At 62.1% G+C, this 15,523-nt stretch carries 13 protein-coding genes; 6 read left to right on the top strand and 7 right to left on the bottom strand.

Going from position 1 to position 15,523, the window contains the following annotated elements:
- Positions 1 to 64: 64 nt before the first annotated feature.
- Together BN972_RS14180 and BN972_RS14175 are read right to left on the bottom strand one after the other, a co-directional pair.
- Positions 65 to 808: an SDR family oxidoreductase gene (locus BN972_RS14180; protein WP_036358940.1), complete on the bottom strand. Its 744-nt coding sequence runs from the start codon at positions 806 to 808 to the stop codon at positions 65 to 67.
- 87 nt (positions 809 to 895) lie between these two features.
- Complete coding sequence (locus tag BN972_RS14175; protein WP_036358937.1) at positions 896 to 1,666, bottom strand: SDR family NAD(P)-dependent oxidoreductase; 771 nt, start codon at positions 1,664 to 1,666, stop codon at positions 896 to 898.
- A gap of 157 nt (positions 1,667 to 1,823) precedes the next feature.
- Here BN972_RS14175 and BN972_RS14170 point away from each other — a divergent pair, with 157 nt between their 5' ends.
- Positions 1,824 to 3,011: a cytochrome P450 gene (locus BN972_RS14170; RefSeq protein ID WP_036360846.1), complete on the top strand. Its 1,188-nt coding sequence runs from the start codon at positions 1,824 to 1,826 to the stop codon at positions 3,009 to 3,011.
- 205 nt (positions 3,012 to 3,216) lie between these two features.
- Here the strand turns inward: BN972_RS14170 and BN972_RS14165 are convergent, their stop codons facing one another.
- The 4 genes from BN972_RS14165 to BN972_RS14150 form a co-directional block, all read right to left on the bottom strand.
- On the bottom strand, positions 3,217 to 4,392 hold the full coding sequence (locus BN972_RS14165; RefSeq protein ID WP_244903203.1) for a CaiB/BaiF CoA transferase family protein: 1,176 nt from the start codon (positions 4,390 to 4,392) through the stop codon (positions 3,217 to 3,219).
- A 24-nt stretch (positions 4,393 to 4,416) separates the two neighbouring features.
- Positions 4,417 to 5,940, bottom strand: coding sequence for an aldehyde dehydrogenase family protein (locus BN972_RS14160; RefSeq protein ID WP_036358935.1), 1,524 nt, complete (start codon positions 5,938 to 5,940; stop codon positions 4,417 to 4,419).
- A gap of 15 nt (positions 5,941 to 5,955) precedes the next feature.
- Entirely contained in the window at positions 5,956 to 7,161 is a 1,206-nt protein-coding gene (locus BN972_RS14155) for an amidohydrolase family protein (RefSeq protein WP_036358932.1), read from the bottom strand.
- Between the two features lie 65 nt (positions 7,162 to 7,226).
- Positions 7,227 to 8,447, bottom strand: a complete 1,221-nt coding sequence (locus BN972_RS14150; RefSeq protein ID WP_200869731.1) for a cytochrome P450 — start codon at positions 8,445 to 8,447, stop codon at positions 7,227 to 7,229.
- Positions 8,448 to 8,745: 298 nt separating this feature from the next.
- Here BN972_RS14150 and BN972_RS14145 point away from each other — a divergent pair, with 298 nt between their 5' ends.
- From BN972_RS14145 to BN972_RS14130, 4 genes are all read left to right on the top strand, one after another.
- Entirely contained in the window at positions 8,746 to 9,435 is a 690-nt protein-coding gene (locus tag BN972_RS14145) for a TetR/AcrR family transcriptional regulator (protein WP_036358929.1), read from the top strand.
- A 211-nt stretch (positions 9,436 to 9,646) separates the two neighbouring features.
- Complete coding sequence (locus BN972_RS14140) at positions 9,647 to 11,995, top strand: CaiB/BaiF CoA transferase family protein (protein WP_036358926.1); 2,349 nt, start codon at positions 9,647 to 9,649, stop codon at positions 11,993 to 11,995.
- 5 nt (positions 11,996 to 12,000) lie between these two features.
- On the top strand, positions 12,001 to 12,201 hold the full coding sequence (locus BN972_RS14135) for a ferredoxin (RefSeq protein ID WP_036358924.1): 201 nt from the start codon (positions 12,001 to 12,003) through the stop codon (positions 12,199 to 12,201).
- Positions 12,198 to 13,313: an NDMA-dependent alcohol dehydrogenase gene (locus BN972_RS14130; protein ID WP_036358921.1), complete on the top strand. Its 1,116-nt coding sequence runs from the start codon at positions 12,198 to 12,200 to the stop codon at positions 13,311 to 13,313. The genes BN972_RS14135 and BN972_RS14130 overlap by 4 nt, the downstream gene beginning before the upstream one ends.
- A gap of 168 nt (positions 13,314 to 13,481) precedes the next feature.
- Here the strand turns inward: BN972_RS14130 and BN972_RS14125 are convergent, their stop codons facing one another.
- The gene (locus tag BN972_RS14125; protein WP_036358918.1) at positions 13,482 to 14,489 is read right to left on the bottom strand and encodes an acrylyl-CoA reductase family protein; all 1,008 of its coding nucleotides are present in this window, start codon (positions 14,487 to 14,489) and stop codon (positions 13,482 to 13,484) included.
- 442 nt (positions 14,490 to 14,931) lie between these two features.
- Here BN972_RS14125 and BN972_RS14120 point away from each other — a divergent pair, with 442 nt between their 5' ends.
- Entirely contained in the window at positions 14,932 to 15,507 is a 576-nt protein-coding gene (locus tag BN972_RS14120; protein ID WP_051545448.1) for a TetR/AcrR family transcriptional regulator, read from the top strand.
- Positions 15,508 to 15,523: the final 16 nt, after the last annotated feature.

Genomic DNA, 15,523 nt, shown 5'->3' with positions numbered 1-15,523 from the left:
TCAACCCTGATCCGCATTGCGCCTCCGAAATACGTTGTTGTGCAGAATTTTTCGTTTGGTGTCGTCAAACAACTGCTCCCCCATTGACACCTATGACCTGTCCGTTGACATAACCCGCGCCCTCCGTGCACAGGAAAGAACACACCTCGGCGACCTCGCCGGCAACGCCGAGGCGCCCCGCCGGGATCGCTTGGATCAACACCTCCGTGCCGGGAAGCTTGCCCTCGTCCTGCTGCTGCCGAAGCATCGGCGAGTCAATGACATACGGCGGCACGGTATTCGCGGTGATGCCCTTGCGGGCGTAGTCCAGTGCGATTGTCTTCGTCATGGCGATGACGCCGCCCTTGGTGGCCGAATAGTGGCCCTGCCTCGGGGCGCCCTGTTGGCCTGCGGCGGACGAGATCGTGACGATGCGGCCCCAATTGCCCGCCACCATGTCCGAAAGCGCCGCGCGAGCGCACAGGAAGGTGCCGGTGAGGTTGACGGCCAGATAGCGATTCCACTCGTCGAGGCTGATCTGGTCGAACCGCGTGAAACCGGCGATCGCAGCGCTAGTCACGAGTATTTCGACAGGCCCAAGAGCGTCACGGGCATTGCTGAAAGCGGATATCACCGCTGCTTCGTCGGACACATCGGCACCGATGGCGATCGCCTGCGCGCCTGCCGCGTGGATCTCGGCGGCGACCTTCTCGGCCCGCTCGAGGTTTAGGTCCACAACGGCGATCCGATGGCCGTCGGCGGCGAGTTTCAGGGAAATCGCCTTGCCGAGGCCAGATGCCGCACCGGTTACCAAGGCCGTTCGGCTCACTCACATCACTCCTCGTCGCAGATGCCGCGCCCATGCGCTATACGACTGTATAGCGCCCTCACTGGCGGCACAAGAAGCTCGCCTCGCTCATACGCCCGCCGGGCCCGGCGCCCCATGCATGTACAGCGTCTGGCCAGAGCAAAAGCTGGATGCGTCCGAGGCGAAGAACAAGACGCCGTAGCCGATCTCGTCCGGTTCACCGAGACGGCCGAGACCGTTGGTCAACGCAATTGCCTCCGGATCCAGCCCATATCGCGCGGCATCGTCGGTCAAAGTGGCTGCGCGAACGGCGCCGACTGCGATTGCATTGACCCGGATGCCTTTCTTGGCCCACGCTGCCGCCATGGACCCGGTCAGATTGTTGACCGCCGCCTTGGCCGCACCATAGGGGGCCGCCTGCGGCATGGCCAGCAAGCTTGCGCCCGACGAGATATTGACGATCGCGCCTTTCCCCTGCGCCATCATCGGTTTGGCCGCCGCTTTCGACAAGTGCCATACGGCCTTGAAGTTCAGCGCCAGCACGTTTTCGAAGTCATCATCCGGCCACCTCATGATCGACTTCGTTTCGGCCCCGCCCGCGCAGTTGACCAAGACGTCGAGTCGGCCGAACTCATCGATGGCCTTGTCGACCAGTCCGCGACACGCTTGAGCGGTGGTGACGTCGGTAGAAACCGGCAGCGCATGGCGCCCCAGCGCCAGCACCTCTTTGGCCGTCGATTCCAGGGGGTCCGGGCGGCGCCCGGCTAGCACCACATTGGCGCCGTGCTCGGCCAGGACCAGCGCAGCCCCCCGCCCGATGCCGGTGCCACCTCCGGTGATGACTGCGACGCGGCCCTCGAGTGAAAACCGACTGTTCATTGCACTCCCTCAATGCGCCTGGATTGAACGGGCCTGGCCCGGTTGTACGATCGTACAGCGGCAGGCAACTTGCTTGTGCACGGTTGCTCGATAAATTGGCGGGCTGTACGGTTGTACAGCAGGAGTGCGAATATGAACTGCGGGCGAGGAGCCGATGTTGAGTGATCTGTACTACGACCCGTGGGACTTTGACATCGACTTGGATCCCTACCCGACTTATCGGCGCCTGCGAGACGAGCGCCCGGTGTACTACAACGATCGGCACAACTTCTGGGGGATAAGCCGTTACGCGGATGTCGATGCCGCGCTGAGAGACACGGCGCGGCTCAGTTCGGCGAAAGGCGACATCCTTGAAGTCGTCATGACAGATCCGGTGATGCCGCCGGGCATATTCATCAACGAGGATCCGCCATTGCACACGATTCATCGTGCGATCGTGTCCAAGGCGTTCACCCCGAAGAAGATGCGAGCCATCGAGGATAAAATTCGCGACTTTTGTGTTGCCTGTCTCGATCCGCTCATCGGTAGCGAACGCTTTGACTTCGTCAACGACTTGGGAGCCGAACTGCCCATGCGCACGATCGGAATGCTCGCCGGCATTCCCGACGCCGAACAGCCGGCCGTGCGGGCGCACGCCAACCAAGTGCTGCGTAACGAAGCGGGACAACCAATGGCGATCAAGAAGGACCGATACTTCACCGGTGAAATGTTCGGCGAATACGTGGAGTGGCGGGAGAAAAATCCTTCGGATGATCTGATCACCGAGCTGCTGAACGTCGAGTTCGAGGACGAAAACGGCATTACCCGCAAGCTGACCAAACAGGAGCTCACCGTATTCCTGGCGGTCGTCGCAGGGGCTGGCGTCGAGACAACAGGGCGAATGTTCGGCTGGATGGGCAAAGTCCTGGCCGAACACCCCGACCAGCGCAAAGAACTGGCCCAGGACCACCGGCTGATTCCGACGGCCATCGAAGAGCTGCTTCGCTTTGAGCCGCCCGGCCCGCACGTGGCACGCTACGTCGCCCGCGACGACGTCACGTTTCAAGGGCAAGTTGTACCGGCGGGCAGCGCCCTGCTGGTCATGCTGGCGTCAGCCAACCGCGACGAACGCCACTTCGACGACCCGGACAGGTTCGACATCCACCGAAAACCAGGCGGCCACCTGACGTTTGGCCGCGGAGCGCACTTTTGTGTCGGTTCTCCCTTGGCCCGCTTGGAAGGCCGCGTTGCGCTCGAAGAGGTGCTGAAGCGGTGGCCGGAATGGGACGTGGACATGGTCGAGGCGCGGCGCTCACGCACCTCCACCGTGCGCGGTTGGGACAGCATGCCGGCTGTCGTCGGCTGAGGCGAAAACACTGCCGGCTAGACGGCAAATACCTTGTGTTCCAACGCGTCTGGCCGTCACCGGTGCCCTTGCGGTACGGCATCAGTACGGCTACCAATGGCCCTCGGCCGTCGGGGGCAGCCGAAGCACGCGGCCGTGAGCTAGAAAGAAGTCGCTGATAGGCGAACCGTTGCAGTCCTTGAACATCGGATGAGCACGAAAATATTCAGATCGTGCCCGCAGAACGTAGCCGCTCAATTCCGGCCGCGTCGTAGCCCGCCAAGCGGGTGAGCACTTCTTCCGTATGTTGCCCGACGTGCGGCGCTCCCGGCGGTGCGAATCCGTCGTCGGGTTTGGTCTTGATGCACGTGCCCACCATTCTCTTCGAGGTCCCGTCAGGGTGTGCTTGCTCATAGACAAGTCGGCGTGCCTTCGTATGGTCGTCGTCGAATAGATCGGCGCCCAAAAACGCTGGCGCACCCGCGATATCGGTGGCGATAAAGAACTCGGTCCACTCCCTGCGAGTGCGGGACTTGAAGATCGCCGTCAACTCGTTGCGCAGCAGAGCCTCTGCCTCAACATCCTCCCCCGGCTTCCGGCGCCCCGGTTCATAAAGATCCATCCTCTCCAGTGACTCGCAGAATCTCAGCCAGAACTTGTCCTCCAAGGCGTTGAACACGACGTAGTTGCCGTCGTTCGTTTCGTAGTACTGGTAACGAAGCGAAGCGCGGATTCCTTCGCCGTAGGTGGGTCGACCGTTCGCCAGCGCTGCGAGCTGTTGAAAGTTCCAATTGATCGCAGCATCGACCTGCGCTACTTCGACGTACTGCGGCTTGCGGTCGCGCCCGGCAGCGTGCAGCGCGGCGAGTACGCCCATCGCTGCGTACAGCGGCCCCGCCAGAACACCTGTCGTCCCTGTCGCCGCCCCCGAAAGGCGTGGCGTTCCATCCGCATCGATGATCGGCGGGCTCAAGCCGGCGAAACAGTCGAAGGACAACCCGTGCGTGGCTAATCGGGTGTAGGGCCCATAGCTGCCCATGCCGTTGAGCACGCAGTACACAACTGCCGGGTTGACTGCGACGATCTCGTCGTAGCTGAAGCCGAGCCGGTGCGCGGTTCCATAGCGTAGGCCATCGATTACCACCGCAGATGTCGCGGCCAGGCGGCGAAACACCTCTTGACCCTCAGGCGTTTTCAGGTTGATCGCCACACTCTTTTTGCCGCGATTCCAGTGCGAGTCCTGCAGTTCCCCGCCGGAAACCGCCGCACCGCGGAAGCCGCCGCCGCCAGGCGGCTCCACCTTGATTACCTCTGCACCGAGATCAGCCAGGTGCCCGCCCAGTGCATCCGCGGAGAAAAGTGACACTTCAAGAACCCGGACGTCTTTGAGAAATTCCAACACGCGACCTTTCAGAGTGCGGTGCGACTACAGCATGGTGATCGACTTCAGCTCGGTGTATTCCTCGAAGCCCCAGCGACCCTGCTCTCGGCCGAGACCGCTTTGCTTGAAGCCGCCGAACGGCCCGCCGCCGTTGAACATGCCGCGGGCCGGTAGAGACCAGCCCGGACCCTGCCCTCCGCCCGGATTGGCTCCTAGATCGATACCGGGTGCGACAGTCTGCACCATGATGGTGCCGGTTCTGACCTGCCTCGCGACGTTGAATCCCTTCGCGGCGTTGCGAGTCATTACCAGACCCGCCAAACCGTAGATGGAGTCGTTCGCGATGCGGATGGCTTCGTCTTCGGAGCGATAGGTCATCACCGCCAGCACAGGCCCGAACACCTCCTCCTGACATAAGGACATGTCGCTGCGACAGTCGACAAATGCCGTTGGCTCGTAGTAGAAGCCACGTTCGAGATGTTCGGGACGTTTGCCACCGACCACCAGCCGCGCGCCGTCCTGCAGGCCCGCCGCTACGAAGGATTCAACTCGCCGACGCTGCTGATCCCTGATCAACGGACCAACAACAGTCGTGGGATCACGCGGGTCCCCGACCGTGATCATCGGAGCCATGGCTTTGAGGCCCTCGACATAGGCGTCGAGCAGATGCTCGGGCAACAGAAGTCGCGACGTGACGGTACATGCCTGTCCTGCATGCATCAGCACCTGCCCGAATCCTATTCCCGCGACGTCACTTTCGGTGAGATCGTCGAGGACGATGTGCGCGCTCTTGCCGCCTAGTTCCAGCTGTGCGCGTTTCATCGTTGCCGCCGATAGTTCACGAATCCGCCGCCCGGTCGCCGTCGAACCGGTGAACCCAATCATGTCAACGCCTTTGTGGGTACACAGCTCCTCTCCCACTTCCGCACCGCCGACAACCACATTGAACACACCGGGCGGAAGGCCGGCTTCCTCACTGACCTTGGCCAACTCCAGGGCGTTCATCGGAGTCCACGGGTGAGGCTTGAGCACCACAGTGCAGCCGACGGCCAAGGCAGCCAAGCACTTCTGAATGTTGATGGAGAAGGGAAAGTTGAACGGTGTGATGACGCCGACCACCCCGACCGGTTCACGAACCACCGTCACGCCGCCCAGGCCGGTCGGCGTAACTATAGGTCCGCCCGGTGTCTCCACCCACGCCACATCGTGTTCGACGAACTCGCCGTAGTAGTGGGCGGCCTCGATGGCACCGCCAACCTGAATCAGGTCCGTGATGAAGCCGGTCGAACCGATCTCGGCGACGACTAGCTGCCTTAGCTCCGCTTTGCGGTCATCGAGAATCTCAGCGAACCGCTTGATGATCTTCCCCCGCTCCCGCACGGGCATCCACGGCCACGGACCTTCGTCGAATGCTCGCCGGGCAGCCTCGATCGCCATCGCCGCCTGCTTTGGTCCACCGTCGACGACTCGGCCGATCACCTCTTCATTGGACGGATCGATAACATCGATGAGGCCGAGGGCGTTGTCGCTCAACCACTTACCGTCGATGAAGCTCTGGTACTCCCGCATCAAACGAGCCGTTGGCTACTTCAGCGTCGGATATGGGGCGGGCTCAAAGTCGAACACCCGGCGAGCATTACCCTGCAGCACCTTGTACTTGTCGAGGTCGGACCGGCCGTCGAGCGCCTTGTGAGCGGCCAGAAGGGAGTTGGGCCAGAGGCTGTCAGTGTGCGGATAATCCGTTTCAATCATCACATTGTCGACACCGATGGCGTCGAGGTTAGCTGCCCCGAAGTCATCCTCAATGAAGCAGCCGTACATGTGGTCGCGGAAGAGCTGGCGCGGTGACTCCGGAAAAACCTCGGGGTCGGTGGGCACCGGGGTCAAGCGCATCGTGGCCGGATCCACCGCCCAGTTGTTGGCGCGCAGATACTGGTAGTCGGTGGCGACATGCTCGGCACGCTCGATGAGGTAGGGGATCCAGCCGATACCGCCCTCGGCCAGCACGATCTTCAGGTCGGGATACTTCTGCAGCTTGCCCGAGAACAACCAATCCGTGGTCGAGTTCGCGAGATTGAGGTTGATGTTGACCGCCTGAACCCCAAAAGGTGCGTCAGGCGACGTAGTGGGGCTAACCGACGACGAGCCGATGTGTGTGCACAGCGGCATCTTCGTCTCGTTCACCGCCGCGAAGAAGTCGTCCCATGCCCCCGAGTGGATGGACGGAAATCCCAGCGGGTGCAGGTTTTCCGAGAAGGCAATAGCTTTGGCGCCCTTGCCGGCGCACCGTAGCGTCTCCTCGACGGCCAAACGGGTATCCCACAACGGAATGATGATCATGGGGATATAGCGACCGGGCGCCGCCGCGCACCACTCGTCGATGACGAAGTCGTTGTACGCACGCACGCATTTGAGACCTAGGTCGCGGTCACCGAGGTGGGCGAACATCTGACCACAGAACCTTGGGAAGAACGGAAAGTTCAGCCCCGCAATCACGTGATCCTCGTTCATGTCAGGGATGCGGGCAACCGGGTCGAAGTAGGCACGGGGCATCTCGTCGTAATTCACTGGCAACGGGGAGTACTCGGCCGGCCTCTGGTGAGCCGCGACCAAGATGCCCAAAACCGACGCGCGCGCTTGGTCGTATATCCACGTATCGATGCCGTCGATGCGCTCCACGCGCGGCACTCGATCGCGGTCGGCAGCCGACGCGCGGTCGACCCACAGGTTCGGGGGCTCGATGATATGGTCATCGACGGAGATCATCCATTGAAGATCTTGTTTGTCCACGGGTTCCTCCCTGATTTCGCTATTACGTTGGCTGCGAAAACGATTCGGCGGTCGCCTGCCGCCTCTCACCGGCCGATGCGGGCGCCCGGCGTGAAGACGACAGGCAGAGCGCGGTAGCCCCGAGTGACCGAATTCCCGTGGAAATCAACCTTTGCCCCTGGGGGGATGGAGTAGTCGGGTATGCGACGCAGGGTCTGTTCGACGCCCACCCGAAACTCGAGTCGGGCGAGATTGGACCCCAGACAGCGATGGACGCCGGCTCCGAACCCGAGGTGGCGATTTGTCTGTCGATCGAGAATGCACTTGTCCGGCTCGTCGAACTCGCGGGCGTCGCGGTTGGCGGCCGCATAGTTCACGACGACCGTCTCCCCGGGGCAGAACTTCTGGCCGCTTAGTTCAACCTCTTCCGCGACTGAGCGATGCAGTCCGTGGACCGAACCTGCGAACCGGATGAATTCTTCTATCGCTGTAGGCATCAACTCGGCTTCGCGTACGAGTCGGTCGCGCTCCGAAGCATGGGTGCCCAGATAGAAAAAGGCGAACGACATTGCACTAGAAGTTGTTTCAAGCCCCGCTTGCACCAGCAGAAGCGCATTCGCGACAGCGTCGTCGAAGCTCAACTTCTCGCCGTCGATCTCGGCGGCGAGCAAAACATCGATCAGGTCGTCACGGGGCGGTTCACTACGACGTTTGTCCATCTCGTCGCGCACGCGATGGTAGAGATTCGTCATCGCACCGATTCGGACCTCTTCGCTCTCACCATTGATTCCGAGGTCAGCCGCCTCGATGTAGAGCGGCACGTCCTCAACGGGCATGCCTAGCAAATGCCGGAAGAACACTATCCCGGGTTGCTGCCATGCGACGTGGGCGAGGTCGCCACGGCCCGATTCGATGAAGTTGTCGATCAACCCATCGGTGATCGCGCGCACCTGGGGCTCCAGGTCCTTCATCCGGCCCGGGGAAAAATATGGGTTGAGAACTTTGCGAAGCTGCTGCTGTCGTGGTGGATCCAAGTTGATCACGATGTCGCCAAACGACGTCGGGTTGCCCCCGACTGGCTTGCTGGAGAAGCTGCGCCAATCGCGCAAGATCTCGTAGCAGTCGTCGTAGCGGGTGGCGACCCACGCGCCCCCCGGAGTCTGTCCCAGGAAAGGGACATCCTGGTGACTGAACGGTCCGTTCTCGCGCATCACCGCGTAGACCTCGTAGAGGAATTCTTGGTCGTCGAAGTCTTCGTGACGAAGATCGAAGTTCCGCGCGTGCTCCTCCGGTGATTTGCTCACCATGGGTAGTCCTTTCCGCCCCCGCCGACCTCGATACACCGCCAGCGGTCAGCCTGGCTCGACAGCCAGCACCGAGGGACCGCCACATTCCAGGCACGCTGCATTGCGCCGGCCCTCGGATTTCTCGCACACGCCGAAATTTGCTTTGGCAGCACAGTAAATCGTCGACTGCGAGGAGTCAAGTCACACTCGATAACTACCGGAAAGCACTTGAGATCAACGGGCCCGCGCAGTGCGCGCGAACGCGCGGCACACATGCAGGCTTCCCCTCCGCCCACGGCTGCTCGCTAAAGTGTGTGTGATGACTGCAAGCGCGCGGCGACGAGTTCGCGACAAGGACGGCAAACAGCGAGCCCTCCTTGAAGCGGCTGCTGAGGTCTTTGCCGAAGCGGGATACGCGGCCGCGGCGACAAAGGAGATCGCCCGTCGCGCCGACTGCTCGGAGGCAATGCTGTTCCACTACTTCGGGGACAAGCAAGGCATTTTCGAGCAGGTTGTTTCCCGACAGATTGCGGACCTCGTCAGCGAGGCCGAGGAGCAGGTTGTGGCGGCCCTGCCTGCGCGCTTCGAGGACTATATCGAGCAGCTTTTCTTTGCGAGACTCAGGATCGATGACCGGGACACCGGTGTTCCCGGCTGGGACATTTCGGGTCGGGCGCTATCAGATCCGGACTTCTCGCTGCGCGTGCTGCAACCCAATCACGCACGCCGTACGGCCGTTATTGCCGAAGGTGTTCGCCACTACCAAGCCGCGGGGCAAATCAGGGCCGACGTCGACGCCGACCTGTTCGCCGAGCTGCTGGCCAATTTCATCATCTTCACAACGAGTCTCGGACCACGCTGGTTTGGTACCGGCGAATCAGATATCCGCGCGCAAATCGAACTGGGTTCGCAAATCCTCGCCAAAGGGGTAACCACGTCGACTGCGAAGCCACCCGCCAAACGCAGCGGGCGGGTCCAACGGTCCCCCCAAGTGCGTGCGGCCGACTGAAAGCCCCAACGACTCAACCCAGCCGGGCTTATCGAGTCGCACTTGACGCCTCAGCTTTCCCGTCGCTAGCGTCGTTGCCAAGCAAGCCGCCATTGCGCGGATGCAGAACACCCTGCTCGATCGGCACGAGCGTGAGGACAGGAAGTGGCATGTGTGCACTCATCGGGGCGGGTAACTCACTTCAGCAGACATTGACACGGAAAGCCGCACGATGATCGCTCTGCGTGGGGTTCGTGTCGTTGAGTGGGCGACGGAAATTTCGGGTCCGTACTGCACCAAGTTGTTCGCCGACCTCGGAGCGGATGTCATCAAAATTGAGAATCCGGACGGAGATCCTTTCCGCGGCAGAACTTTTGGTGACCGACACGACGCCGGCGCGCTGTTCAAATTCTTGAACGCCGGCAAGCGTTCGGTCGTTGGCACTTCGTTAACCGACCTGGAGCCTCTGATCGTTTCCGCCGATGTGTTCGTCGATTCTCTGGGCCCCGGAGCACTCGACCGCGAGGCCCTCCTACGGCGAGCGCCACACCTGGTGATCGTGGCGCTCTCTCCTTACGGGTTGACCGGACCGTACCGGGACCGACCCTCGACGGAGTTCACGATCCAGGCCGAGAGCGGAACCCTGGCGTTGCGGGGTCGTCCGGACCAACCGCCGATTCAAGCCGGTGGCCGAGTCTTCGAATGGGTGCTGGCCAGCTATGCCGCCGTCGCGGCGCTGGGCGCATTGCGGCGAGTTCAACTCGGCGGCGCAGGCGAAATCGTGGACTGCTCATTGCTGGAGACGTGTCACCTCAGCGCCAGCGGATTCGCTGACATTTACCACGAGTTGGCCGGTCGTCCGCCTTTGACCGTGCCGGGGCGACAGGTTGAAATCCCTTCCATCGAACCAACGGCGGACGGATGGGTGGGCTTCAATACCAATACCCGCCAACAATTCGAGTCGTTCCTGGCAATGATCGGCCGACTGGACCTGCTCGACGATGACCCGGCGTGGGCCCTCGCCACGACGCGGTGGGAACGGCGGGACGAGTGGAATCGGATTGTGCGGCAATGGACGACGCAACGTCCCACAGACGAGATCGTCGCGTTGGCCTCCGATCTGCGGATCCCCGTCTCACCCGTCAACAATGGCCAGACCGTGTTGGGCCACCCGCAATTCGCGGCGCGCGGCGTGTGGGGCACGTATGCCGACGGCAGCTTTACCCACCCGTTGGCGCCCTACCGGATCAATGGCCGACGACCGGCCCCCACCGCCGGTGCTCCCCCGCTCGGCGAAATGGCAAAAGTACCCGCCCACAACAGGATTACGACCGCGAGCGACCGTGCACCTGGGCTTCCTCTGGAGGGCATACGAATTATCGACGCGACAGCATGGTGGGCGGGTCCCTCCTCCACCCACATTCTCGCCGCGCTCGGCGCTGAGGTCATTCACCTGGAGTCGACGGACCACCCGGACGGCGCACGGATGGCGGCCGCGGCGTTCGCCGCCCAACCTCAGTGGTGGGAGCGGTCGGGGATGTACTTGGCGACCAACGCCAACAAGCGAGGGCTGACCCTCGACCTGTCTTCGCCGGAAGGGCGGGGGCTGCTTTTCGGCCTTGTCAAGTGCTCAGACATCCTGGTCGAGAACTTCTCACCCCGCGTCTTCGACAACTTCGCCATCACGTGGGAGGCCGTCAGTGAGCACAACCCCCGTATCGTGATGGTCCGCATGCCTGCCTTCGGTCTCGACGGACCGTGGCGCAACAACGTGGGTTTCGCCCAAACGATGGAGCAGATGACCGGAATGGCTTGGGTGACCGGTCACGAGTACGACCAGCCGCGAATCCCCAGAGGCCCGTGTGACCCACTGGCAGGAATGCACTCCGCATTCGCCATGCTGGCAGGACTCCGGCGACGCGACGAAACCGGCCAAGGGTCGCTCATCGAAGTATCAATGGTTGAGTCCGCGCTCAACGCCGCCGCCGAACAGGTTGTCGAATTCACCGCCTACGGGAATTTGATATCGCGATTGGGAAACCGCAGCCGCGACGCCGCCCCACAAGGGCTCTATCCATGCGCGGGAACCGAACGATGGCTGGCGATCTCGGTCGCCACGGACGAGCAGTGGCGCCTACTCAAGTCGGCTCTGCGCGAACCGGATTGGGCGAACGATCCCGCGTTGGACACTCGTGACGGGCGCGTGCGGGCACATGACGTGATCGATAAGCACCTCGAGCAATGGGCTGCCCAATACGATTCCGCGGCCGCCGCACAGTTGCTCGTCGAACATGGTGTTCCGGCTGCGGATTTGGCCGACGCCAGGGTCGGTTCGATGCACCCTCAGCTGGCAGCACGGGGCTTCTTCGAAAGCCTCGACCATCCCGTCGTGGGAACACATCATGTGCCGGCGATTCCCTTCAGGTACCGCAGCGTTGAGACGTGGTATCGGTCGGCAGCGCCGACTTTAGGGCAGCACAACGCGAGCATCCTCGGCGACCTACTGGGCCTCGACGCCGCATCGATTGCAGCGCTCACAGAAAAAGGAGTTATCGGGACCAGCCCAGGCGGATTGGATTAGACAACGTGAAACTTCATGTTGACAGGGAAACGTGCCAAGGCCACAGCCGTTGTTACGCGGCGCATCCCGAATTGTTCGACATCGACGACGAAGGGACCGCCTTCGTGACCATGGAAGATATCCCGTCCGGGTGGGAAGACCGGGCGCACAACGCAATCGCGAACTGCCCGGAGCGTGCCATACATATCCTCGAGGAGTCGCCATGAAGACCAAGGGAGCAGTTCTGTGGGGGCTGAACGAGAGGTGGTCGGTGGAAGAGATCGAACTCGATCCGCCACAGGAAGGCGAGCTACTCGTCGAGTTCGAAGCCACCGGCCTATGCCACTCCGACCACCACATCCGCACCGGCGACATGTTCGGGGTGAGTTTTCCCTTGATAGGTGGGCACGAAGGGGCGGGCGTCGTTCAGGAGGTTGGTCCGGGAGTCCGCGATATAGCGGTGGGAGACCACGTGGTCACGTCGTTCCTGCCGGCGTGCGGCCGCTGCCGCTGGTGCGCCACGGGCCGCCAAAACCTCTGTGATTACGGGGCGATCATCCTGGCGGGGGTCCAGGCCGACGGCACCTTCCGGCGCCGAGCCAGAGGACGGGGCATCGGCGCCCTTTCCGGTGTCGGCAGTTTTGCTCAATGGGGCGTGTTGTCGGAGACATCAGTGGTCAAGATTGACAACGATGTACCGCTGTCGCGCGCGTGCCTTCTCGGCTGCGGTGTCACCACCGGCTGGGGTTCGGCCGTCAATACTGCAAACGTCAGTCCGGGCGACGTCGTCGTGGTGGTTGGCTGCGGAGGCATCGGCAGTGGTGCCATTCAGGGCGCGCGGCTGGCAGGAGCGGAGCAAATCGTCGTGGTGGATATCGAACCGAGCAAGCGCGACAAAGCCTTTGAGTTCGGCGCCACGCACTTTTCCACCTCGCTGGAGGAAGCGACCCAGCTCGTCGCCGAGATTTCGCGCGGAGTCATGGCCGACTCGGCCATCCTCACCCCCGGCAAGCTCGAAGGCGCGATGATCAACGACGCCCTCAATGCCGTACGCAAGGGCGGTGCCGTTGTGGTGACCGCCCTGGCATCGATGTCCGACGTGACGCCGACGCTACCGCTGACGTTGTTCACCCTGTTCCAGAAACGCCTCTTGGGCAGCTTGTACGGCGAAGCCAACCCGCGAGCAGACATCCCACGACTGATCAGCCTCTATCGAAGCGGCAAGCTGTTGCTCGACGAAGCCGTCACCACCGAGTACAAGCTCAGCGACATCAATGAGGCCTACGAGGACATGCTCGCTGGCCGCAATATTCGAGGGGTAATAATCCATGAACACTGAGTCGCGTGGAACGAGGAGCCGTTCCAGTTGCTAGGCCGCGCAGTTAAACAACGCCGAACGTGTGCGCTGGGCTGCAATGGGCGCTTCGTTTGGAAGACACTGAATCATGTTGCGCGAGACAATGTCTGCCGTGCAAACGTTGGGGGTGCCGACACCGCGGACCCACGCTTAGAAGCCACCAGCGACCTGTACCACCGCGCGGCCGGAGAAACCTCCGACGCGCACCTGGTCGAGTACCTCCTTCACCTCCTTAACGGGTATTTCATGAACAACGTCCGAGAGATGCCGTGGCTTGCCAGTCCCGCCGAGCTCATTCCATAGTTTGCGGCGCGGACCGATGGGCAATTGCACGGAGTCGATGCCAAGCAAAGCCACACCGCGCAGGATGAACGGCATAACCGTCGTATGGAGTCCGGCGCCGCCAGTCAATCCACTGGCCGCGACCGCGCCACCGTATTGCACGGTGCTGAGGACATCGGCGAGCGTCGCGCCTCCGACGCAATCGACGGCCCCGGCCCAGCGCGTCTTGCCCAGCGGCCGCGGCTTGGCATCGGGATCTTGAGGCAGCCGTCCGATGACCTCGGCTGCACCCAGCGCTTTGAGTCGATCGGCGAGACCGGGCTTACCGGTCGACGCCACGACGTGGTAGCCCGCCGCGCTCAGTAGGTCGATGCTGACGGATCCGACGCCGCCGCTCGCGCCCGTTACCACTACAGGCCCGTCACCGGGCATAACCCCGTGCCGCTGCAAGGCAACCACGCTCATGGCGGCGGTGAAGCCGGCGGTTCCAATGGCGGCTCCCTCAAATGGACTAAGTGATCCGAGTTTGACCACCCATTCTGCGGGGATCCGCGCATATTCAGCGTAACCCCCATGCCTACCAGTGCCGATCTCATAACCGTGCGCCAACACCAGCTCCCCCACGGAGAAGTCATCGGAATCCGATTCCACCACCTCACCGGTGAGATCAATGCCGGGCGCGATTGGATAGCTGCGTACCACCCCACCTTTCGGGCTTAACGCCAAAGCGTCCTTGAAATTGGCGCTTGAATAATGCACTTTCACGAGAACTTCGCCCGGCGGCAGCTGAGACAAGTCTAGTGTTTCGACCGCCGCGTCGATGCGGTCTTCGTGCTGCCGTGCAACGAGCGCCCGAAAGGTGGTGTTGGGTCCCATAGAACGCTATGTCTCCTCGGTTGATTGCCATCGTCTTCAGCGCAGTTGTCGATGCGATCAGCGCGCCGAGCGCCACCCGCACGCCGAGACGGTCGCCAGCGCGCGCACGGCCGCTCGGCAATGACGATGTCTACTTACTGTCATATGACAATACCAGAAATGGGTAGTGCATATTTCCCGATATCGAGAGTACGATTCTCGCCAAAGTGGCTCAGCCGTCCGCCGAGGCCTGCTGACGCGCACTGTTACCTCGGTCCGCGAAGTAGGGGCAATATGGTGGTCTTATGGCGTTTTTCTGGATAGGCGGGCAACTGTGACTTCAGGTGAACCCCTCGCTGAGACCGCTGCGGCCACAGACAGCACAAAGAGCTGGCAGGAGCGAGCGATCGAGCGTCGCCTCGGGGAAGCTCGCGCTTTGGCGGTGGCACGCAGTACGCAATTCATGGCGACCGCCTTGGAATTGGTCCAGGAATCGGGCCAGGCGAACTTCACGTTGCAGGCTCTCGCCGATCGAGCGAATCTCAGTGTCCGAACCTTCTATCAACACTTCGCCGGCAAGGACGAACTTCTGCTGGCTTTGTACGAAGACGTAACCGCGCAGTACACCGAGGCCGTACGTGCTCAGGTGCAGGCTGCCGATGGCCCCATGGCGCAATTGGAGGCGTGGTGCCGGGCCGTCCTCTCGAGACCCGGTGCGTCGCAGGAGGTAGGCGCCCGTCTCGTGCTTATTTACAACCTGAGCCTGGAGCTGGATAACCCGGAAGCGTTTGCCAAAGTGTGGGAGCCACACCGTCAGTTGCTGACCCAGATCCTGACCGCATGTTCACAGGCAGACCTGATTCGACAAGACCTCACGGTGAAGCAGTTGACGTCTCTGCTGGGCTCGACGATGACATCTCTAGGACAGTACAACGCGCTGCACGGCGGTATCGAGGAGACCGAGTTGACGGAGGATGTCGTCTGGTCCTGGTGCAAGAAAGCGGTTGCCGGGACGACAGCGACGTCAGGCGACGGGTAGCGGCCCGCCGTCTTGT

Source organism: Mycobacterium asiaticum DSM 44297 (genome assembly GCF_000613245.1).
GTDB classification, from domain to species: Bacteria; Actinomycetota; Actinomycetes; order Mycobacteriales; family Mycobacteriaceae; genus Mycobacterium; species Mycobacterium asiaticum.
The sequence above is the reverse complement of the archived record's forward strand: the minus strand, read 5'-3'. Positions and strand labels throughout refer to the sequence as shown.

Excerpts from the sequence above, each read along its gene's own strand:
- BN972_RS14175 (WP_036358937.1), bottom strand. The coding sequence starts at position 1,666 with ATGAACAGTCGGTTTTCACTCGAGGGCCGCGTCGCAGTCATCACCGGA.
- BN972_RS14160 (WP_036358935.1), bottom strand. The coding sequence starts at position 5,940 with ATGCGGGAGTACCAGAGCTTCATCGACGGTAAGTGGTTGAGCGACAAC.
- BN972_RS14150 (WP_200869731.1), bottom strand. The coding sequence starts at position 8,447 with ATGGTGAGCAAATCACCGGAGGAGCACGCGCGGAACTTCGATCTTCGT.
- BN972_RS14145 (WP_036358929.1), top strand. The coding sequence starts at position 8,746 with ATGACTGCAAGCGCGCGGCGACGAGTTCGCGACAAGGACGGCAAACAG.
- BN972_RS14140 (WP_036358926.1), top strand. The coding sequence starts at position 9,647 with ATGATCGCTCTGCGTGGGGTTCGTGTCGTTGAGTGGGCGACGGAAATT.
- BN972_RS14130 (WP_036358921.1), top strand. The coding sequence starts at position 12,198 with ATGAAGACCAAGGGAGCAGTTCTGTGGGGGCTGAACGAGAGGTGGTCG.
- BN972_RS14125 (WP_036358918.1), bottom strand. The coding sequence starts at position 14,489 with ATGGGACCCAACACCACCTTTCGGGCGCTCGTTGCACGGCAGCACGAA.
- BN972_RS14120 (WP_051545448.1), top strand. The coding sequence starts at position 14,932 with ATGGCGACCGCCTTGGAATTGGTCCAGGAATCGGGCCAGGCGAACTTC.